The sequence below is a fragment of the Micromonospora sp. NPDC049301 genome, assembly GCF_040678715.1.
Taxonomy (GTDB): Bacteria; Actinomycetota; Actinomycetes; order Mycobacteriales; family Micromonosporaceae; genus Micromonospora.
On record NZ_JBFAQO010000002.1, the window covers coordinates 412,540 to 433,465 of the forward strand.

Here is a 20,926-nt window from a genome sequence, read left to right on the forward strand (position 1 = left end):
CAGGCTAGAACCTCGTGTGAGGTTGAGGTCAAGCCGGCGTGTCGGAGGCATACGAGGTGCGGTCCCGGGTAGCTGCCGTTCATGGCGCGGTACACGAAACCCGAGCTCAGAGAGCAGATCAAGGAAGAGATCAAGGCCTCCGACAAGGGCGGCAGACCGGGGCAGTGGTCGGCGCGGAAGTCACAACTGGTCACCCAGGAGTACAAGAGGCGCGGCGGGGGATTCCTGGGCCCCAAGGACGAGCGGCAGAAGTCCCTGCAACGGTGGGGTGCGGAGGACTGGCAGACCAGGAAGGGTGACACCCGGGCCCGACACGGCGACACAACCAGTCGCTACCTGCCGAAGAAGGCCTGGGAGGAGTTGTCGGAGGGCGAGAAGCGCGCCACCGACACCAAGAAGCGGAAGGCGTCGCGCACCGGCAGGCAATTCGTGGCGAACACCGGGCCGGCCAGTCGAGCCCGCCGGGACGCCACGACGGCCGGACGGATGTCGGAGATGTCGGTCACCGAGGCGGTCAAGCTGGTCCGTGGCCTCGACACGCGCCAGCTCAGAGCCGCCCTGCGCCGGGAGCGCGACGGTAAGGCCCGCAAGACGCTCATCCAGCGACTCGAGGCGGAGCTAAGCCGCCGCTGACCCGTTACAGGTCGGCCTGTGTGGTCAGGATCTGCCGGAGGTGGGTCTTCGGCCTGGATCCCACGGTCGAGCCGACGACCTCGCCCTGGCGGAAGACCAGCAGGGTCGGCAGGGACATGACGGCGTAGCGCCGGGTGGCCTCCGGGTTCTCGTCGGAGTTGAGCTTGGCGACGACCATCCGGTCGCCGAACTCCCCGGCCAGCTCGGCCAGGCTCTTCTCGATCGCCTTGCAGGGCGGGCACCAGTCAGCCCAGAAGTCGACCACCACCGGCCGGTCGCTGGCGAGCACCAGCTCGGCGAACGTGTCGTCGGTGATGGTGACTAGTGAGCCGACTGACGTTTCCTGGGGCATGGTTCCTCCCGGTGCGCGATGGCGTGGGTGAGCTGGGTGTGGAGCTGCTGGCGTACCGCCCCGAGCCGGTCGAGGTAGGCGTCGACCTCGGCGAGCTTGCGTCGCAGCACCGTCACCGAGTCCGGGCAGACGTCGCCGGACGTGTTGCCGGCCCGGAGGCAGGCGACGAACGGACGGACGTCGTCGAGGCCGAAGCCGACGTCGAGCAGCGCCCGGATCTCCCGTACGACCCGGAGCTCCGCCTCGTCGTAGACGCGGTAGCCGTTGGCGGAGCGCTCTGGGCGCACCAGCCCGTGCGCCTCGTAGTAACGCAGGGCGCGGGTGCTCGTGCCGGCCCGTTCCGCCAGCTCACCGATCAGCATCCGACCCCCTCCGCCAGCCCGTCACGACCACGCTAAACCTTGTCGCCGACGTCAAGGCAAGGGCGCCTAGCCGATGCGGAACTGTTCCCCGTAGACGGCGAACACCAGTGGCGTGTTCAGGTCGAAGTTGCCGTTGTTGAGGAACACCCGCTGGGCCGTGTCGACGCGGGACGTGTCCGAGTGGGCCGCCTCCTTTCTCATCTCGATGACCCGCTCGTCGAGGAAGGCGTTGAGCCAGGTCCGCTCGTCGCCGCCCTGGGCCGGCGGCTTCGCCCGGGCGAGGGCCCGGTTGCGGATCGCCCGCATGCCCTCGTACCCGTGCATCACCGCCGCGTCGTAGTAGGCGAACTGGCCCAGCGCGCGGACCTGGTCGGCCTTGCCGTCGCGTACCGATGGGTTGAAGTAGACCCGGTCCCGCTCGGCTTCCTGGGCGGCCCGGAAGACCGAGTCGGTGGCTGCGGCCCGCCAGTCGCGGGGGAAGTTGGGGTCGAGGCCGGCGTGCGAGGGGGTGCCGTTGACGGCGCGCAGCGCCGGCAGGTACGGGGCCAGCACGTTGCCCGGCTTGGTGCGGGTGTACGCCTCGACCAGTTCAAGCATGTCGCCGGTGCCGGAGCAGAAGCCGATGATGCCGGCGGTGTAGCCCCGCCCGTCGCCGATGTCCTCGATGTAGGAGAACTGCGCGCGCCAGTCGAGCGAGGAGTTCTCCGCCGCCGAGACGAGCTGCATGGCGACGTCCTTCTTCGCGGGGTCGTCGAGGTTGCGCCCGGTCGGGGTGGTGGGTGGCGGGGTGCCGGTGCCGGGCAGGGTCCACCGCTGGTTGGTGCCGCCGGAGCAGCTCCAGATCTGCAACCGGGTGCCGTTCGCCGTGCTCCGGTCCGTGACGTCGAGGCATTTGCCCGAGCTGGTGTTGACCAGCGTGCCGTTGCTGGCCGTCCACCTCTGGGCGCCGGTGTTGTTGCAGTCGTACAGCTGCACCTTGGCGCCGTCGGCGGTCGACGCGGCGGTGACGTCCAGGCACTTGCCGAGTGCCCGGACCGAGCCGTCGGCGTTGCCGACCGTCCACGTCTGGGCCGCGCTGCCGTTGCAGTCGTAGATCTGGACGGCGGTGCCGTTGGCCGGGTTGGCTCCGGCGACGTCGACGCACTTGCCGCCGAGGCCGGTGATCGGGCCGGCGGCCGCCGCGCTGGCCGACGGCAGGCCGTACCCGACCGCCGCGGTGCCGACGAGCAGCGCGCCCATCACGTAGGCGGCTGACCTCTTGCGAAGCATGGGTGCTCCTCGGGGACGGGGCGGGCGTGCCGCCGGACAGGTCGGTGGCCCCCGTGCGGCGGTCGATCCCGGGGGTGCCGCGAGCATCAGGAAACTGTGTTAACAGATAACAGTTCATCAATGTGCTGTCAATCCGAGGAGAGCTGGTCCTTCCGGTTTCCGTGTTACGAGCTGCGACAGGCCGGCGAATCACCCCGCGTCGCGCGGGATGGTGATCGTGACCCGGGTCGGGCCGGCGGCGGGGCTGCTCACGTGCAGGCGGGCGTCGATGGCGTCGAGCCGGCCGATGATGCCGCGCAGTCCCGTGCCCCGGGCCGGATCGGCACCGCCGGCGCCGTTGTCGGTGACGGCGATCCGCACCGTGTCGCGGCTCTGGTCGAACGCCACGGTCGCCTGCGTCGCGCCGCTGTGTTTCGCCACGTTGGTCAGGGCCTCGGCCACCGCGAAGTACGCCGCGGTCTGCACGGCCGGTGGGAGGTCCCCGGGCGGGTCGCCGGTGACGGCAACCGGCACGGCGAGGTCGAGGGCCAGCGCCCGGACGGCGTCACCGAGACCGCGGTCGGCGAGGACCGGCGGGTGGATGCTCTGGGTGACCGTACGGAGGTCGTCGAGGGCGGCGACCGCGGTGGCGCGCGCCTCCTCCAGCAGGCGCTCGGCGCCGTCGGCGTCGCGGCGTACCAGGTCACCGGCCAGGCCGAGGGTCAGCGCCAGGGAGACCAGCCGGGCCTGGGCGCCGTCGTGCAGGTCACGTTCCACCCGTTTGAGCTCGGCCGCCTGGCGATCCACCGCGCCCCGCCGGGAACGGGTCAGGGTGGCGATCCGCTCGGCGAGTTCCCGCTCGCGGGCACCGGGCGGGCGGCTGACCACCCACAGGTGCAGCCCGAGGATCGTCGACAGGCCGAGGAGGGTCCACATCGGCCAGAAGTAGCCGCCGCCGGTCAGCACCCAGACGGTGAGGTCGGCGGCCGCGACCAGCGTGCAGGCGGCGGCGTCGAGGGCCAGCCAGCGGCGTCGAACGGTCGGCACCCGCAGCGCCCGGCGCAGCAGGAGACGGCCGAGCAGCAGGGTGCCGACGCCGAAGTACACCCACCGAGGCCAGAACTCACCGCGGCCGGTGACCAGCCAGGCGACCGTGGCCGCGACGCAGAGCGTCACGGCCAGGGTCGTGCGGGTGGCGGTGGTCATCGGCCCGGACGGTAGGTGATCCGCCGCAGCAGGGTCTCGGCGGGCCCCCGGTGGCCTGCGGCACTCATGGCCTGCGCGGCGGCGAGGGAGACCAGCCAGACCGCGACGGCGGCCCCGGCGGCGGTGTACGTGCCGCTCAGGTGCAGCGCCCACGGCGAGAACAGTGCCAGCCAGGCCGCCGACTGCAGCAGGTACCCGCTCAGCGACCGCTGCCCGAGCGCGAGCACCGGGGCCAGCAGTGCCCGGCCACGACGGGCGCCGCCGAGCCGGAGCGCGAGCAGACCGAACAACGCGACGTAGCCGGGGCCTCCGTACTCGCCACTGACGCCATGCAGGCGTGCCATGGACTCGACGGTAGCGGCGTCGACGTGCACCGCACCAGCGGCGATGAGCGCGTAGGGGAGCGCACCGACGATGGAGATGCCGAGGCAGCCCACGGCGACGCGGCGCAGCAGCGTGCGGTGCGTGGCGGGGTCCTCCAGGACGCGGTGACGGGCGGCCCACACGCCCAGCCACACGATGACGATGAACGGGAGGACTGTGGCGGTGTGCACCGGCCACTCGGCGAGCCGGTCCAGGAGCGACCGGCCGTACGAGGCGGCGGCCAACGACGGGTTCGGCGTGTTCATGAGCACCGCGTCCCCGCCACGCGCGCTGGCGAGCGCGAGCACCGCCAGGAGCCCGGCGTACACGGTCTGGATGGCCCACAGCCACAGCACGACGCGGTGGAACCGGTCGCTCCTGCCCAGCAACAGCAGGGTGGCGGCGATGCCGACGATGCCGTAGGCGCCGAGGAAGTCCCCGAAGTACAGCAGCGTCGCGTGGACCAGACCGAACCCGATCAAAGCGGCGTTGCGACGCAGCAGGATCCGGCGAGCGCCGGTGCCCTGCCGTCGCGCGATCTGCACCAGGCCGTAGCCGAACATGACGGCGAAGACCGGGTAGGCGCGGCTGTCGACGAACGTGGTCATGAGGAGGTTGACGACGCGCTGCACGCCGTGCGGTGTGCCGTCGAGGCCCGGCTGGCCGGCGAACGCGAAGTTCGCGGCGTTGGCGAGTGCGATGAACAGCAGCATGGCGCCGCGGGCGAGGTCGGGAGCGAGCGCGCGTTCGGCGCGGGGGACGGGACCCGCTTGCGGGGTCATGGTGCTCGGGGTTGCGGTCATGACTCCAGGCTCGCCGTCGGCGCGGCTCGTTTCGAGGACCCTGGAACCCCTCCGGTGGTGGTACCAGTACCCCTATGCGTCGAGGTAGGCGAGGACGGCGAGGACCCGCCGGTTGTCGTCCTCGGACGACTGCAGCCCGAGCTTGGCGAAGATGCTGTTGGTGTGCTTCGCGACCGCCTTCTCGGTGATGAAGAGGGCGGTGCCGATCGCGGCGTTGGACCGACCCTGTGCCATCTGCGCGAGGACCTCCCGCTCGCGGGCCGTCAGCCGGTCCAGCGGCAGCACCCGCCCGCGACTGTCGAGCAGCTTCGCCACCACGGTCGGGTCGAGCGCGGTGCCGCCGGCGGCGACCCGGCGGACCGCGTCCACGAACTCGCCGATGTCGGAGACCCGGTCCTTGAGCAGGTAGCCGATCCCGCCGTTGCCGTCGGCGAGCAGTTCCCGCGCGTACAACCGCTCCACGTACTGCGAGAGCACCAGCACCGGCAGCCCCGGCACCTCGGCGCGGGCCGCGAGCGCGGCCCGTAGACCCTCATCGGTGTACGTCGGCGGCAGCCGCACGTCGACCACCGCCACGTCGGGGCGCTGCGCGAGCAGTTCCCGCAACAGCTCCGGCCCGGTGCCCACAGCGGCGACCACCTGGAAGCCGTGCGCCTCCAACAGCCGGATCAGCCCGTCCCGGAGCAACACCAGATCTTCCGCCACCACCGCTCGCACGGCGGCAACGGTAGCCTGGGTCAGCGCAGCCCGGCGAAGAGGTCGTCCTCGGGCAGCGGAGCGCCGGTGGTGTCCCGGACCCGGACGAAGGTCTCCATGCCCATCAGCTCGGTGAACCGCTCCCTGCCCAGTTGCAGGAAGAAGATGTTCTCGGTCTGGCTGGCGTGCGCGGCCAACGCGTCGAACTTCTGCTCGCCGTAGCTGCGCGTGTCCACCCAGGTGGTGATCTGGTCGTCGGGCAGGCCGAGTTCCGGCTGCGGTTCGCCCGACGACGCGTCCGGCTCGGCCCACTCGACGCCGAGCTCCTGCATGATCCGGCCGAACTCCGCGAACGCCGTCCGGGGCACCGTGGTCCAGTACACCTTCGCGGGAATGTCCGTCCTCGCGACAGCGGCCATGGTGATGCGGTGGGCCTGGATGTGGTCCGGGTGGCCGTAGAAGCCGTTCTCGTCGTAGGTGACGACGACGTCCGGCCGGTACTGGCGGATCAGCTCGGCCAGCCGGTCCGCGGCCTCGTCGACCGGCGTGTTCCAGAACGCGCCGGGCAGGTCGTTGGTCGCCCAGCCCATCATCCCGGAATCGGCATAGCCGAGGGTCTCCAGATGGGTGACCTTCAACGCCGCGCAGCTGACCTCCAGCTCGGCCCGGCGCAGCGCCACGACAGCAGCCGGGTCGTGCCCCGGGTCGCCGGGCTTGACCCCGCCGGGACCGTCCCCACATCCACCGTCGGTGCAGGTCACGAGCACGGTCGTGACCCCCTCCGCCGCGTACCGGGCGAGGACGCCACCGGTGCTCGTCGCCTCGTCGTCGGGGTGCGCGTGCACCGCCATCAGGGTCAGGGATCGCTCAGCCATGCCATCACCCTACGAGGGTGGCCGCGACCGTCGTCGCCTGCACACGCAGGGCGGCGGATCCTACCCACCCGGTGGCCGGTCACCAGATCCTTCGGTATTCCGCCATCGGAATCGTCCGGAAACCGTACGATTCGCGGTGATGCAGGACTGACCTCGTCCCTGCCACTAACGGGCCGCACCGCCCGCCGCCCTGCCCGACGGCTCCGGTCGTTCGACGCGGGTGGGATCGCCGCGTACCAGCTCGTCGTGGACGCGCCAGCGGGCGGTGGTGACGGCACGACGGGCTGCCTCGTCGCCGCGCTCGATGCGCTCGCGCAGCAGGCGCAGGGCGATGCGCCGGTTGAGGCTGAACTGCCGCTCGTCGTCCACCACGACGACGATGCCCGAGGGGCGGTGTGTCGCCCGTACCGCCGTGCTGGCCTTGTTCCGGTGCTGGCCGCCGGGGCCGCCGGTACGACAGGCGACGATGTCGACGTCCGACTCGGCGAACGTCGTGGGCGCGGTGTCGGGCCGGGGCGGTTGGGCGATGACGTACCAGTTCTTGCGGCCGGTGCTCGCCCGGTAGGGGCTGGGCGCCTGCCAGCACAGGGTTCCGGTCCACGAGGAGGTGAACGCCTCGTCGCCGGCACCGGAGACCTCGATCAGGACCGACCGGTAGGTGCCCGGCCGGTCACCCGGTACGGCACGGAGCCGCTGAACCGCCAGGCCCTGCCGGCCCGCCTCGCCCTCCAGCCGGCGCAGCAGATGGGCCAGCGCCCAGGCGCACTCCTGCGGGCCGCGCCCGGCCGACAACAACAGCTGGACGCTCACACCCGGCCTCGTTTCCGGCGCTGGTCGCGGCGGTCGGGCCGGGGCGTGGCCCCCAGATCCGGCGTCTTGTACGTGACCAGGGGAGTGGTGGTGGCCACCGGCGTGGCCAGGTCGTGGTCGACGAGGTCGGCGATCACCTGCTCGATGCGCTTGTACGCGGTGGGCGCCTCCTCGAAGAGCAGCTGACGATCGCCGCACACCACCAGCGACCCCACCGGGGTACGGCGCAGCTCGTCGACCGTGTGCTTGGCCCGGCCCCGGCGCAGGGCGTCGGCGCGGGACATCTTGCGGCCCGCGCCGTGCGCCACCGAGTGGTTGGCGTCCGGGCCGGCGTGGGCGGCCACGAGGTAGGACGAGGTACCGCGCGTACCGGCGATGAGCACGTCGCGGTCGTCGCCGGGTGCCGCCCCCTTGCGGTGCAGGTACACCCCGTCGCGGACCTCGACCAGGTTGTGGCACTGGTCGACGATCGGCTCGGTGGGCTCGGCCCCCAGGGCGTACGCGACCCGGGCGGCCATCAACCGCCGGTTGAGCGATCCCCAGCGCACCGCGTCGTCATGGCTGGCCAGGTAGGCGGCCGGGTCGGCAGCGGGGCCCGGGCCGTGCACCTCGGTGTGCGCCCGCAGGATCCGTTCGCCGAGGCCGCGGGAACCACTGTGGACGATGAGCACGAGGTCTCCGGCGTCGAGCCCGAGACGGGTCGCGTGGCCGGAATCGAGGACGCTGTCGACGCGCGCCAGTTCGACGAAGTGGTTGCCCCGGCCGACCGTCCCCAGGCCCTCCAGGTGGCCGGCCGGAATGTCGCCCCGCACGGCGGCCCAGGCCGGGTCGTCCGCGTCCCGCTCCGGGTCCAGCGCACGGTCGAGGTCGGGGAACCGCGCGGCGAGCCGTTCGGGTACGGCGCGCTTGAGCTGGATGGGGAACACGGCGATGCCGCACCCGATGTCGGAGCCCACCAGGAACGGGTACAGCACGGTCGACGCCATGGCGGCGCCGATGGGCGCACCCTTGCCCGGGTGCAGGTCCGGCATGGCGGCAACGTGGATCATGCCGTCGAGGGCGGCCACCTGCCGGCACTGGTCGAGGGCATCGGACTCGATCCAGCTCGCGGGGGAGGCGAACACCGAGACGGTCGCGGGGGTGGACGGGGGCAGGGACTCCCGACGGGAGTGGTGCTCAGACAAGGACGCTCACTCTTCGTGGAAACGCAGGGACGGACGATGAGAACGGGGTCACCGGCGCCGAGCCCGAGACACACCGCGTGACTGGGGCCGGAAACGGTGTCGACGCGCGTACGTACGACGAAGGTGTTGCCCCGGCCGACCGTCCGGATGCCCTCCGGACTGGCGCCCCGCACGACGGCCCAGGCCGGGCCATTGGCGTCCCGCTCGGTCCAGCGCACGGTGGAGGTCGGAGAACCGCGCGGCCGGGCGCTCGGGTACGACGCGCTTGAGCTGGATGGGGAACACAGCCCTGCCGCACCCCGCCGGGAACGGGTACCGCACGGTCGACGTCATGGCGGCGCCGACGGGTGCACCCCTTCCCGGTCGCGGGTCCGGCATGGCGGCAACGTGGATCATGCCGCCGAGCGCGGCCATCTGCTGGCACCGCGCGAGGACAGCGGCCTCGATCCGGCTGACGGGGGAGGCGAACACCGAGACGGTCGCCGGAGTGGACGGGGGCAGAGACTCCCGACGGGAGTGGTGCGCAGACAAGAGACGCTCACCTCTGAGGGAAACGCACGGACGGACGGCAGCACGGCACCGGGGAGGCGTCACCGGTGGCCGGGGCGGGAGGTGGTGTCCGTCAGTACGTCATGGACGCCACTATCTCGGAGCCCGCCACGCGCGGCAACCGAGTTTCGCCGGGCGGGCAGCGACTGTGGTCGGCCGCCGTCAGCGCGCGATTCGCCCAGACCTGTGTGGTGCGTCTGGGGGACGGCCTGCTCTACCTCTCGCGCGAGCGGGAGGAGGCCGTGATCGCTCGTCCGACGACGCAGGGCGAGGACGGGCTGTTGCTGGTGGCCGGGAACCGGAACCGGCGCAGATCCTCGATCACGAACCCGGCCTCGCTGATGGCGGCGACGGTGTCACGGCCCGTGTGGCAGCCGGCGAACAGCTTCGGCCACAGCGTCGCATCGAGCAGCCGTTGGAGCCGGCGCAGACCGCCGGGGCCCTCGGCGGCCACGTGCTCGAAGAACCGCAGTTGACCGCCGGGGCGCAGCACCCGGTCGACCTCGGCGAGCGCGGTCGCCTGGTGGGGCACGGTGCACAACACCAGAGCGACCACGGCCGCGTCGAACTCGCCGTCCCCGACGGGCAGTGCCTCGGCCAGCCCGTCGACGACCGTGACCGGCACCGGTGCCGTCTGGGCGGCCCGGACGGCGGCGGCACGCAGACGTCGTTCCGGCTCGACCGCGACGACCTCGGTCACAGCGGGTGGATAGTGGGGGAACATGCGGCCGTTGCCCGCGCCGATCTCGATCACACGGCCGGACAGGCCGGCGACCAGACTCCGTCGGTGCTCGGCGGTGCCGGCGCGGTCCATGGCCACACTGAGCCGCTCGTAGACCCGGGCGAACACCGGGTGGGACACCGTGGCCATGGCGACCTCCAGATGCGATGGGACGCGGTCCCCATCGTGCGGCACGCACGCAATCATCAGCCGTGACGTCCACCCGCCACGTATCCGCAGCTGCGTAGCGTGGTGTCGTCCGGCGTACGCAGACGGCCTAGCGCCCCGGCGCGGTCGTGTCGGGAGGATCCGCCGGCCTGCCGAGGCGTCGCACCAGCTCACGCGCCGCAGCGGCGAACGACCCGTCGGATTCGTCCGGGCAGTGTCCGTGGATCCGTGGGGGCACACTGTCGCTGGGCGGCGTCACCACATCGCTGGGATCGCGCAGTCGGCGGTCCACCGCGGCCGGTGGGCCTTCGACGACGGTCTGCTCGCCGGGTCGGTGGGCGGAGAAGATCCAGCCGCCGATGGGGTCGGTGTCGCGCCACAGATTCAGCCACCGCCAGCCGATCCGGCCACCGATCTCCCGCAGCGTCGCGTCGTCGACGTAGGCGGGAAAGAGCCGCCCGTACAGCCGGCGCAGTGGCGACCCGAGGGTGAGCAGGGCGACCCGGCTGCCGACCTCCGGCGGCAGTCGGAGCACCGCCGCGGCCAGCAGGACCGAGCCGTGGCTGTGCCCGGTGAGGAGCACCGCGTTGCCCTGTGAGACCAGGTACGTGATCCGTCGGGCGAGCTCCGGCACCGCCCGTTCGGAATAGCAGGATGGCGCGAACGGGTGGGCGGCGCGGGGCCAGAAGGTGCCGAGGTCCCAGAGGACGCCGACGTGGCGCCTGAACGGGAGGCTCCGAAAGGCGAAGACGCCCCCGATGATCAGACCGAGGATGATCGCCGCGATCAGCCAGCTGCCGAAGGCGATGCCGAACGTGACCACGTCGGCCGGCACCTTGATGTTCTGCTCGATGACGTCGCTCGGGAACAGCTCCAGCAGGCCGATGGTGGTGGTGGCCGTGCCGAGCCCGGCGAGGCAGCCGTACGCCACGGCCAACGGCACCAGCTTCTCGGTCAACCGGGCCCGGGCTATCGCCTGCCGCACCTGCCGTAGCCGGGGTTCGGTCTGCCCGGGGGCGTCGGGGTAGTCGCGTTCCACGATCGCCGCCGCGACGCGGTACCGGCCGGGGCGGGAGATCAGGATCATCAGGCCCGCGACGATCAGCGTGATCAGCACCGCGCGGAAGAACCCGTAGATCGCCCAGGTGTACGGCCGGGGCGTGCCGGTGGCGATGCCCTCGCCGGTCGGCAGGTCGCGATCCAGGAAGTCCGCCACCCGGTAGACCAGCTCGGCCGAGTACGCCACCCCCAGGCTGACCGCGGTGGCAGCGATCACCAGCGCTCCCAGCCCGAACAGCGGGGTTACGTCTCCCCGCCGGTCCCGGCGCCAGAGCAGCACCACGCCCAGGGCGGCCAGCAACGTGGTCTGGGTGACGAACAGCCAGGTCAGGGTCGCGTCGTAGCCGGGCAGACCACCCCGTTGGTGCCACGGTGCGGGGCTGGCCAGCACGTCGGCCACGACCACGACGGTCAGGATGACGGCGATCGTCCGCAGCGTGCGGGGCACCCGGTCGAGGCGCCGGTCGGCGGCTGCCCGATCGATGATCGGGGTGAAGCAGAGCAGGGCCACGCAGGTGGCCAGGACCGCCCCGGTGACCACGGCCAGCGCGACCGTGACAGCTGAGGCGCCGCTTGCGGCTCGGGCGGCGAGCAGCGTGAGGTCGAGTGTCGCGAACGCCGCCGCCACGTGGATGGAGCGCAGCCGACCCACCAACGGTTCGGCGTCCCACTGGCCGAGCGCGCCGAGCGGATGATCGGGGGGCGCCTTCTCGGGTGGGCGAAACGCGTCGAACGTCCTTTCCGGGCGGCTGCTGAGCCGCCAGATCAGGCCGATGGCGGCGGCCGGGACCAGCGCGAGCACCGCCAGCCGCAGGCCGACCGGTTGCCCTCCCAGCCAGGACAACCAGCTGCGTCCGGCCAGGCAGCGGGGCGAGGCCAGGCACCTCCAGGCGATCAGGTCCAGGGCGACGCCGGCGATGGCGAGCACGTAGAGCGCGGTGAGCGTGAGCCCCAGCACCCGGCACAGGGACTTGACCACCGTCGTGGAGCCGGGGTTCGCCGGGCGCATCCAGATCGCCACGTTGGCCAGCATGAACGGCAGCAGGAACACCAGCGCGAGCGTGCGGGCCACGGTCCCGGAGGGCAAGTCACCCCAGCGGTACGCCTCCAGCGTGACCCCTCGGGCGCCGTCGGTGTCCGAGCAGCGTGGGAGGGGCCGGTAGAAGCCCCCGCTGCGGTCGCCCGCCACCTGCGCTGTCCGCCGCAGCTCCAGCACCTGCTCGGCACTGGCACCGGACACCCCGTGCACCCGCAGCTCCACGATGCCGCCGGGCGGCTCCGGCCGGCTCAACCGCGCTGACCCATCCGACATCGCCCCCCACGCGTCCGGCAGCCCGCCACGCGGCCCCCCGTGGCAGAGCGGGTCTACCCCACCCAGACGGGCCCAATCGTGGCAACAGCGGACGCGTCGCCGCGCTCGGCTGACGCTCGGATGCGCTGGCCCGGGAGCGCCGGCGGCCAGGATTGATCCGGTCACTGCGGGGTAGGTGCCGCCATGGTCGAGGCCAGTCGGGACGGAGCTGGCGGGAGTACGCCGACCCGCGCCGACGGCACAGACCATTCCGGTCCGGCGACGACTGCGGCCCGGCTCGGCGGCCGTGCGGCGTCCGCCCTGCGGGAGCGGCTGCATCGGGTACGCGCCTTCGGCGGGCTCGCCGTGCAGGCCGGCCTCGCCGCGGCGCTGTCCTGGCTGGTGGTGCACGAGGTGCTGCACATCTCGCAGCCGGTGTTCGCGCCGATCTCGGCGGTGTCGACCCTCGCGGCGTCGGTCGGCCAACGCCTGCGCCGGACGGTCGAGCTGATCATCGGTGTCACGGTCGGCGTGCTGATCGGCGACCTGCTGCTCGTGTTCATCGGCACGGGGTGGTGGCAGCTCGCCCTGATCGTCGTGCTGGCGATCGTCGTCGCGTTGTTCCTCGCCGGCAGCGCGGCGGTGGTGATCCAGGCCGGGGCGACGGCGGTGCTCATCTGCACGCTCAGCCCGTCCGTACGCGACCTGGAGATCCCCCGGTTCGTGGACGCCCTCGTCGGGGGAGCGGTCGCGTTGCTGGTCACCGCCGTCCTGCTGCCGCTGAACCCGCTGCGGGTGCTCAATCGGGCCGCGCGGCCGGCGTTGGACCTCCTGAGTGCCCAACTGGACGCGACCGCTGGCGCGCTGGCCAACCGCGACGCCGCGCCGGCGCGGGTGGCGCGCGATGAGCTGCGGCAGAACAAGGACGAGCTGAAGGCACTCGTCGAGGCGACCCAGGGCGCACGGGAGGCCAGCACCCTGTCCCCGCTGCACTGGCATGAACGGCACGGGCCGGTGGGCCGGTACGCGCAGGCGGCGGAGCCGATCGATCGGGCGATGCGCAACAGCGGGACGCTGATCCGCCGGGCGGTGAGCCTGATCGAGGACGGTGAGCCGGTACCGGAGCCGATGCCGAGGGCGGTCGCCGATCTGGCCGAGACGGTCCGGTTGTTGAAGCGGCAGTTCGCCGCCGGCGACGAACCCAAGCGGGCGCGGGAACAGGCGATGCGGGCGGTGTGCGCGGCCGGTGACGCCTACCGGGAGGGGGTCGGGTTCTCCGGCGCGGTCGTCGTCGCGCAGGTCCGCACGACGGTCAGTGACCTGCTGGTGGCCACCGGCGTGGACCAGGAGGACGCCAATCAGGCCGTCCGGCGCGCTTTCGGTGAGCTGAGGCCGCCCAACCACGCGGGCCGATGAGCAGGGAACATCCGGCCGATGGCACCATTGTGAGCCGATCAGGGTTGCATCCTGAGCCAAAGTGGTGCCATGATGGCGTCATGGACCTGAGGCCGTACGTCGAGAACCTGCGTAACGAGTTCGCTGTCGCCGCGGAGGGGGTCGACCCGGAGGGCCGGGCGTTGGCCGAGCGACTCTCCACCCAACTGGAGGCGGCGACCCGTCTCATGCTGCTCGACGCGCTGTCCGACGCGGCCGACGAGATCACCCGGGAGCTCGCCCCCGGGTCGGTGCACGTCCGGCTGCGCGGGCGCGAGCCCGACTTCGTCGTGACGCCGGCCGGCCCGCCGGCCGACGCGGCGGACGCCGCCGCTGAACCTCCGGCGCTGCCGGCGCCGGTGCTCGCTCCGGCTGGCGACGATGGCGGCACCTCGCGGATCAACCTCCGACTCCCCGACCAGTTGAAGGCCAGCGTCGAGGAGGCCGCCGCCCGGGCCGGGTTGTCGGTCAACGCCTGGCTCGTGCGAGCGGTCGCCGGTGCCATCGGCGCCGGCGAGCCGGATCGTCGCCCGGCGCGCCGGGTGGAGCCGCGCTCCGGCCAGCACTTCACCGGCTGGGCGCGCTGACCCCCCCCGTACCCCACTTTCCTTCCCCGCCGCTCACCTGCGGAGATCTCCGCCGTCCACCTTCCGGGAGACCACCATGCCTGTTTTCGATACACCCGAAGCCATCTCCGTCCAGATCGAGCTGCCGGTCGGGGACGCCTGGATCAGCGCGACCGACCGTGCCGACACGGTCGTCGAGGTGCGACCCCGTAACCCGTCGAGCAAGGCCGACGTGAGCGCGGCGGAGCAGACCACCGTCGAGTACGCCGCCGGGCAACTGATCATCAGGGCGCCGAGGAGTTGGCGTCGCTACGGCTTCGGCAGCGGGCCCTCGGTCGACGTTCTGATCGAGGTGCCGACGGGATCCCGCGTACGCGCCGAGGCGTCGTGGGCCGCATTCCGCGGCGAGGGGCGGCTTGGCGAGTGCCACCTCAAGACCGCGGGCGCGATCCGGCTCGACCAGACCGGGCCGCTGATCGTCGACACCAGCCACGGTGAGGTCGCTGTGGAACGCGTGGTCGGCCCGGTCCGGGTGAAGTCGTCCTCCGGCAAGGTGCGCATCGGCGAGGTCGACGGCGCCGCCGAGATCAAGAACTCCTCCGGCGACTGCTGGATCGGCCGGAGCGGCGGCGACGTCCGGGTCAACACCGCGTACGGCGACATCATCGTCGACGCTCCGCTGGCCTCGGTGGTCGCCCGCACGGCACACGGCAACGTCCGGCTGGGCGAGGTCGTGCGGGGGACGATCGAGCTGCAGACCTCCTACGGGGCCATCGAGGTCGGCGTCCGCCGCGGGACCGCCGCCTGGCTCGACGTCAGCTCCCGGCACGGCCGGGTGCACAACGGGCTCGAAACGACCGACAGCCCGGCGCAGACCGACGAGACGGTCGAGGTCCGGGCGAACACCTCCTACGGCGACATCACGATCCGGCGCGCCTGATGAACGGCGCGCGGCGACACCCCCGTCCACGAATAGAGGAGACCATGGCAAGCGCGACCCGACCCGCGATAGCAGCCACCGGCCTGCGCAAGTCCTACGGCGACAAGGTGGTGCTCGACGGCATCGACCTGGAGATCGCCGAAGGAACCATCTACGCGCTGCTCGGTCCGAACGGCGCCGGCAAGACCACCACGGTGCAGATCCTGTCCACCCTGATCGATGCCGACAGCGGCGACGCCCGTATCGGCGGCCACGACCTGACCCGGGAGCCCGACGCGGTACGTGGACTGATCGGGGTCACGGGGCAGTTCTCCGCCGTCGACAATCTGCTCACCGGCCGGGAGAACCTGAGCCTGATGGCCGACCTGCGCCACCTGGACAGGGCGACCGGGCGGCGACGCGCCGTCGAGCTGCTCGAGCAGTTCGACCTCACGGAGGCGGCGGGCAAGCCGGTGTCGACGTACTCGGGCGGTATGCGTCGGCGGCTCGATCTCGCGATGACCCTGGTCGGTGAGCCGCGCGTCATCTTCCTCGACGAGCCGACGACCGGTCTCGACCCGCGCAGCCGCCGGGCCATGTGGCAGATCATCCGTGATCTCGTCGCCGGTGGCGTCACCATCCTCCTGACGACCCAGTACCTGGAGGAGGCCGATCAACTCGCCGACCGGGTCGCGTTCCTCGACCACGGCCGCCTGATCGCCGAGGGCACCCCGCGCGAGCTCAAGCGGCTCATCCCCGGTGGCCACGTCGTGCTGCAGTTCGCCGACCTGGCGGGGCTCGACTCGGCCGTGCACACGCTCGGGGTGACCACCCGGGACGACACGGCGCTCACCCTGCGGGTCCCGAGCGACGGCGGGGTCGCGTCGCTGCGATCCCTGCTGGACCAGCTCGACCGTGCCTCGATCCACGTGGCCGGCCTCTCCGTGAACACCCCCGATCTCGACGACGTCTTCCTCACCCTCACCGGTCAACCCGACAACGAAGGGGCCCTGGCGCGATGAGCACTCTCACCCTCGCCGCCCGCGACTCGAGCACGATGCTGCGGCGCAACCTCCTGCACATGCTGCGCTATCCGTCGATGACGCTCCTGCTCATCGGGATGCCGGTCATCTTCCTGCTGCTCTTCGTCTACGTCTTCGGTGGCACGCTCGGCGCCGGCCTCGGGCCGACCGGCGACCGGGCCGAGTACGCCAACTACGTCACCCCCGGCATCCTGCTCATCACGGTGGCCAGCGGGGCGCAGGGCACCGCCATCTCGGTTGCCATGGACATGACCGAGGGCATCATCGCCCGGTTCCGTACCATGGCGATCTTCCGGCCGTCGGTCCTCACCGGCCACGTGCTGGGCAGCCTGCTCCAGACGCTGCTGAGTCTCGCGGTCGTGACCGGTGTGGCGCTGCTCGTCGGCTTCCGGCCGACGGCCGACCCCGTCGAGTGGCTCGCCGCGATCGGCGTGCTCGCCATGATCACCTTTGCGCTCACCTGGCTGTCCGTCGCCCTCGGGCTGGTCAGCGAGAGCGTCGAGACGGCCAGCAACCTGCCCATGCCGCTGGTGCTGCTGCCGTTCCTCGGTAGCGGGTTCGTCCCCACCGACTCGATGCCGACGGCGGTGCGGTGGTTCGCCGACTACCAGCCCTTCACCCCCGTCATGGAGACCCTGCGCGGTCTGCTGCTGGGCACCGGGATCGGCTCCAACGCGGTCCTCGCGGTCGGGTGGTGCGCCGTCATCACCGTGCTCTCCTTCTTCTGGGCCAGGGCGCGGTACAACCGCAGTCCCGTCCGCTGATCCCCGCGCCGCTCGCGGTCGACATCCCGCCACACCCGAAGGCCCGGCCGGCAGGCCGGGCCTTCGGCGTTCCACGCTCGGGAGTGCCAACGGCCCCGTGGGCGGGGGTCGTCAGGGCCTCCGGCGTCGGACGGTTGCCGCCCGCTGTCCACATCGGCCTCGTCAACCGGGTTCTCCGCTCGGCGCTGCCCCTGCCCGGCGGCCCGCGCCCGGGTACGCCCGCGGCGGCACCCGTCGACGTTACGGAGCTGTTGCCGGTGAGTGTCTTGACGAGGGTGGATGTGAGCGTTAACACTGGGCCCGTCGACGGTGGAGGTGGACATGATTCCTGTGGACGGAGCTGGCGAACGCTACGTCGTCGGTGTCGACTTCGGCACCCTGTCCGGGCGAGCCCTGGTGGTCCGGGTCGGCGACGGTGCCGAGCTGGGGACCGCGGTGCACGAGTACGGCGACGGAGTGATCAGCGCGGCCCTTCCCGGAGGTCGGCCGCTGCCGCCCGACTGGGCTCTGCAGAACCCGGAGGACTACCGCGACGTGCTGCGGTACGCCGTCCCGGCGGCCGTGTCCGCCGCGGGGGTGGATCCCGCCGCGATCGTCGGCATCGGCATCGACTTCACCGCCTGCACGGTGCTGCCGACGTTCGCCGACGGCACACCGCTCTGCGAGGCACCGGAGCTGCGCGACCGTCCGCACTCCTGGGTGAAGCTCTGGAAGCACCACGCCGCCCAGCCGCACGCCGACCGGATCAACGCCCTGGCGCACGATCGGGCCGAGCCGTGGATCGGCCGGTACGGCGGCAAGATCTCCGCCGAGTGGCAGTTCGCCAAGGGCCTGCAGATCCTGGAGGAGGACCCCGAGGTCTACCACCGGGCCGAGCGCTTCGTCGAAGCCGCCGACTGGGTCGTCTGGCAGCTCAGCGGCACCGAGACCCGCAACGTCTGCACCGCCGGTTACAAGGGCATCCGGCAGGATGGCCGGTATCCGTCGCAGAGCTTCCTGACCGCGCTCAACCCGGACTTCGGCGACTTCGTGGCCAAGCTGGACGGCCCGCTGCTGCCGCTCGGTGCCCGGGCCGGCACGCTGACCGCCCGCGCCGCGGCGTGGACCGGCCTGCCCGAGGGGATCGCGGTGGCCGCCGGCAACGTCGACGCGCACGTCACCGCGGCCTCCGCACAGGCCGTGGAACCCGGTCGGCTGGTGGCCATCATGGGCACCTCCACCTGCCACGTGGTCAACGGCCCGCACGTCGCGGAGGTCGCCGGGATGTGCGGCGTCGTCGACGGGGGCATCAGCCCCGGTGCGTGGGGCTACGAGGCCGGGCAGAGCGGAGTCGGCGACATCTTCGGCTGGTTCGTCGAGCATGCCGCGCCGGCCGGCGTCGACTCCCACGAACGCCTCACCGAGCTGGCCGCCAGCCAGCCGGTCGGCGCGCACGGCCTGGTCGCGCTGGACTGGTGGAACGGCAACCGGTCGCTGCTGGTCAACCACGACCTCAGCGGGCTGATCGTCGGGATGACCCTGGCCACCCGGCCGCAGGACATCTACCGGGCGCTGCTGGAGTCGACCGCGTACGGCACCCGAATGATCATTGAGGCGTTCGTCGAGGCCGGGGTGGCGGTGAACGACCTGGTGATCGCCGGTGGTCTCACCTCCAACGAGCTGCTGATGCAGATCTACGCCGACGTGACCAGGCGGCCGCTGAACATCATCGCCTCCGCGCAGGGGCCCGCGCTCGGGTCGGCGATCCACGCCGCCGTCGCCGCCGGCGAGTACCCGTCGATCCACGAGGCGTCGCAGGCGATGGGCCGGGTGCACGAGGCCGTCTACCGACCGGACCCCGACCGGGCGCGCGCGTACGACGCCCTCTACGCCGAGTACCGGGCGCTGCACGACCACTTCGGTCGCGGTGGCAACGACGTCATGCTCCGCCTGCGGGCGATCCGCAACGCCGCGGTCGGGACCGCCGCGACCCCGCACGAGACCCCGCTGGAGGTGGTCGCATGAACACCGAGGTGACCCGACAGATCAGCCAGCTGCGCGAGACGGTCGCCCGCCTGCACGCCGAGCTGACCCGGTACGGCCTGGTCGCCTGGACGGCCGGCAACATCTCCGCGCGGGTTCCGGGTCGGGACCTCATGGTGATCAAGCCGAGCGGCGTCGGCTACGACGAGCTCTCGGCGGACACCATGGTCGTCTGCGACCTCGACGGCGTCCTCGTCGAGGGAGACCTCGCCCCGTCCAGCGACACCGCCGCCCACGCCTACGTCTACCGCGCGATGCCCGAGGTCGGCGGGGTGGTGCACACGCACAGCTCGTACGCCACCGCCTGGGCCGCCCGTGGGGAGGCGATCCCCTGCCACCTCACCGCGCAGGCCGACGAGTTCGGCGGGGAGATCCCGGTGGGCCCGTTCGCGCTGATCGGCGGGGACGACATCGGCAAGGGCATCGTCACCACGCTCGCCGGGCACCGCTCACCCGCGGTGCTCATGCGTAACCACGGGGTGTTCACCATCGGCCGCGACGCACGGGCGGCGGTCAAGGCGGCGGTCATGTGCGAGGACGTCGCCCGCACCGCGCACCTCGCACGCGCACTCGGGCGGCCGGTGCCGATCGCACAGGCCGACATCGACGCGCTCTACCACCGCTACCAGACCGTCTACGGCCAGCAACCGACCTCACCGACGGGTTCCTGACCGGCAACGGCCACTCCGGAACCCGCCGGCCCGCACCACCGACGGCACCAGCACGCACCATCCGCGTAGGTCGCCCTCCGCACCTTGGCGGCCGCCGCGGGCACCCACCCCCACCGAGCCAAGGAGATCCGATGAGAAAGATGCGACCGCACTCCGCTCCGTGGCGCGCCGCCGCGGTCCTCGCCACCGTGCTGCTCGTCGGCAGCGTGGCGGCCTGCGGTAACAGCGACACTGGCGGCGGGTCCACGGACGACGGCAAGATCACGCTGGGCTTCTCCCAGGTCGGCGCGGAGAGCGGCTGGCGTACCGCGAACACCACCTCGATCAAGGAGGCGGCCGCCGCCGCGGGCGTCGAGCTGAAGTTCGACGACGCGCAGCAGAAGCAGGAGAACCAGATCAAGGCCATCCGCAACTACATCCAGCAGAAGGTCGACGTGATCGCCTTCTCGCCGGTCGTGGAGTCCGGGTGGGACACCGTGCTCAAGGAGGCCAAGGACGCCGGCATCCCGGTGATCCTGACCGACCGCTCGGTCGACTCGGCCGACAAGTCCCTCTACAAGACGTTCCTCGGCTCGGACTTCGTCAAGGAGGGCCGGCTCGCCGGTGAGTGGCTCATCGAGCAGAAGAAGACCGCCTCCGGCCCGGTGAACATCGTGGAGTTGCAGGGCAACACCGGTGCGGCGCCGGCGAACGACCGCAAGAAGGGCTTCGGCGAGGCGATCGCCGCCAACCCGAACCTGAAGATCATCGCCTCCCAGCCGGGTGACTTCACCCGGGCGGGCGGCAAGCAGGTCATGGAGCAGTTCCTCAAGGCCAACCCGAAGATCGACGTGCTGTTCGCGCACAACGACGACATGGGCCTGGGCGCACTCGAGGCGATCACCGCCGCCGGCAAGGTGCCGGGCAAGGACATCACCATCATCACGGTCGACGCCGTCAAGGACGGCATGCAGGCTCTCGCCGACGGGAAGTTCAACTTCATCGCGGAGTGCAGCCCGCTGCTCGGCCCACAGCTGATGGACCTGGCCAAGAAGGTCGACGCCGGCGAGGAGGTGCCTGCCCGGATCGAGACCGAGGAGACCACCTTCACCCAGGAGCAGGCCAAGGAGGCTCTGCCCAACCGTAAGTACTGATCGACGCCCGGGGGTCGCCACGTTCGCGTGGCGGCCCCTGTGCCCACCACCTCT

General features: G+C 71.9%; 20 protein-coding genes and 1 pseudogene. 9 read left to right on the forward strand and 12 right to left on the reverse strand.

The genetic code is table 11. From position 1 onward, the window contains the following. The first annotated feature begins 81 nt into the window (after positions 1-81). Positions 82-633, forward strand: a complete 552-nt coding sequence (locus AB0K07_RS08105; protein ID WP_363751892.1) for a DUF5872 domain-containing protein — start codon at positions 82-84, stop codon at positions 631-633. Between the two features lie 4 nt (positions 634-637). Here the strand turns inward: AB0K07_RS08105 and trxA are convergent, their stop codons facing one another. The 12 genes and pseudogenes from trxA to AB0K07_RS08165 all read right to left on the reverse strand — a co-directional run bounded on the left by trxA (position 638) and on the right by AB0K07_RS08165 (position 12,320). Further along, entirely contained in the window at positions 638-985 is a 348-nt protein-coding gene (gene trxA / locus AB0K07_RS08110) for a thioredoxin (protein WP_363751893.1), read from the reverse strand. Further along, positions 955-1,347: a MerR family transcriptional regulator gene (locus tag AB0K07_RS08115; protein ID WP_363751894.1), complete on the reverse strand. Its 393-nt coding sequence runs from the start codon at positions 1,345-1,347 to the stop codon at positions 955-957. Before AB0K07_RS08115 ends, trxA begins: the two co-directional genes overlap by 31 nt. A 66-nt stretch (positions 1,348-1,413) precedes the next feature. Further along, entirely contained in the window at positions 1,414-2,616 is a 1,203-nt protein-coding gene (locus AB0K07_RS08120) for a lectin (protein ID WP_363751895.1), read from the reverse strand. 189 nt (positions 2,617-2,805) lie between these two features. Beyond that, entirely contained in the window at positions 2,806-3,801 is a 996-nt protein-coding gene (locus AB0K07_RS08125; protein ID WP_363751896.1) for a histidine kinase, read from the reverse strand. Continuing rightward, the gene (locus AB0K07_RS08130) at positions 3,798-4,967 is read right to left on the reverse strand and encodes a DUF418 domain-containing protein (RefSeq protein WP_363751897.1); all 1,170 of its coding nucleotides are present in this window, start codon (positions 4,965-4,967) and stop codon (positions 3,798-3,800) included. The genes AB0K07_RS08125 and AB0K07_RS08130 overlap by 4 nt, the downstream gene beginning before the upstream one ends. Before the next feature lie 72 nt (positions 4,968-5,039). Beyond that, positions 5,040-5,684, reverse strand: coding sequence for a response regulator transcription factor (locus tag AB0K07_RS08135; protein WP_363751898.1), 645 nt, complete (start codon positions 5,682-5,684; stop codon positions 5,040-5,042). Between the two features lie 20 nt (positions 5,685-5,704). Further along, on the reverse strand, positions 5,705-6,538 hold the full coding sequence (locus AB0K07_RS08140) for a PIG-L family deacetylase (protein WP_363751900.1): 834 nt from the start codon (positions 6,536-6,538) through the stop codon (positions 5,705-5,707). A gap of 165 nt (positions 6,539-6,703) precedes the next feature. Next, positions 6,704-7,348, reverse strand: a complete 645-nt coding sequence (gene prfH, locus AB0K07_RS08145; RefSeq protein ID WP_363751903.1) for a peptide chain release factor H — start codon at positions 7,346-7,348, stop codon at positions 6,704-6,706. Further along, the gene (locus AB0K07_RS08150) at positions 7,345-8,532 is read right to left on the reverse strand and encodes an RNA ligase RtcB family protein (protein WP_363751906.1); all 1,188 of its coding nucleotides are present in this window, start codon (positions 8,530-8,532) and stop codon (positions 7,345-7,347) included. Before AB0K07_RS08150 ends, prfH begins: the two co-directional genes overlap by 4 nt. A gap of 32 nt (positions 8,533-8,564) precedes the next feature. Further along, positions 8,565-9,063, reverse strand: a pseudogene (locus tag AB0K07_RS08155) (RNA ligase RtcB family protein); the annotation flags it as partial. A 232-nt stretch (positions 9,064-9,295) separates the two neighbouring features. Next, the gene (locus AB0K07_RS08160; RefSeq protein WP_363751908.1) at positions 9,296-9,952 is read right to left on the reverse strand and encodes a methyltransferase domain-containing protein; all 657 of its coding nucleotides are present in this window, start codon (positions 9,950-9,952) and stop codon (positions 9,296-9,298) included. Positions 9,953-10,079: 127 nt separating this feature from the next. Next, positions 10,080-12,320 (reverse strand): hypothetical protein, encoded by a 2,241-nt coding sequence (locus AB0K07_RS08165; RefSeq protein WP_363751910.1) that lies wholly within the window; start codon positions 12,318-12,320, stop codon positions 10,080-10,082. A gap of 204 nt (positions 12,321-12,524) precedes the next feature. Between AB0K07_RS08165 and AB0K07_RS08170 the strand changes: the two genes are divergently transcribed. From AB0K07_RS08170 to AB0K07_RS08205, 8 genes are all read left to right on the forward strand, one after another. Next, the gene (locus AB0K07_RS08170) at positions 12,525-13,736 is read left to right on the forward strand and encodes an FUSC family protein (protein ID WP_363751911.1); all 1,212 of its coding nucleotides are present in this window, start codon (positions 12,525-12,527) and stop codon (positions 13,734-13,736) included. An 80-nt stretch (positions 13,737-13,816) separates the two neighbouring features. Then, positions 13,817-14,341 (forward strand): toxin-antitoxin system HicB family antitoxin, encoded by a 525-nt coding sequence (locus AB0K07_RS08175; protein ID WP_363751912.1) that lies wholly within the window; start codon positions 13,817-13,819, stop codon positions 14,339-14,341. A 76-nt stretch (positions 14,342-14,417) separates the two neighbouring features. Further along, entirely contained in the window at positions 14,418-15,260 is an 843-nt protein-coding gene (locus AB0K07_RS08180) for a DUF4097 family beta strand repeat-containing protein (protein WP_363751913.1), read from the forward strand. Positions 15,261-15,304: 44 nt separating this feature from the next. Then, on the forward strand, positions 15,305-16,261 hold the full coding sequence (locus AB0K07_RS08185; protein ID WP_363751915.1) for an ATP-binding cassette domain-containing protein: 957 nt from the start codon (positions 15,305-15,307) through the stop codon (positions 16,259-16,261). Continuing rightward, a complete protein-coding gene (locus AB0K07_RS08190) occupies positions 16,258-17,046 on the forward strand; it encodes an ABC transporter permease (protein ID WP_363751918.1) in 789 nt (262 codons plus the stop codon). Before AB0K07_RS08185 ends, AB0K07_RS08190 begins: the two co-directional genes overlap by 4 nt. Positions 17,047-17,367: 321 nt before the next feature. Further along, positions 17,368-19,050 (forward strand): ribulokinase, encoded by a 1,683-nt coding sequence (gene araB / locus AB0K07_RS08195; protein WP_363751921.1) that lies wholly within the window; start codon positions 17,368-17,370, stop codon positions 19,048-19,050. Continuing rightward, complete coding sequence (locus tag AB0K07_RS08200; RefSeq protein ID WP_363751924.1) at positions 19,047-19,739, forward strand: L-ribulose-5-phosphate 4-epimerase; 693 nt, start codon at positions 19,047-19,049, stop codon at positions 19,737-19,739. Before araB ends, AB0K07_RS08200 begins: the two co-directional genes overlap by 4 nt. Positions 19,740-19,870: 131 nt before the next feature. Continuing rightward, positions 19,871-20,872: an ABC transporter substrate-binding protein gene (locus AB0K07_RS08205; protein ID WP_363751927.1), complete on the forward strand. Its 1,002-nt coding sequence runs from the start codon at positions 19,871-19,873 to the stop codon at positions 20,870-20,872. The last annotated feature ends 54 nt before the right edge of the window (positions 20,873-20,926 follow it).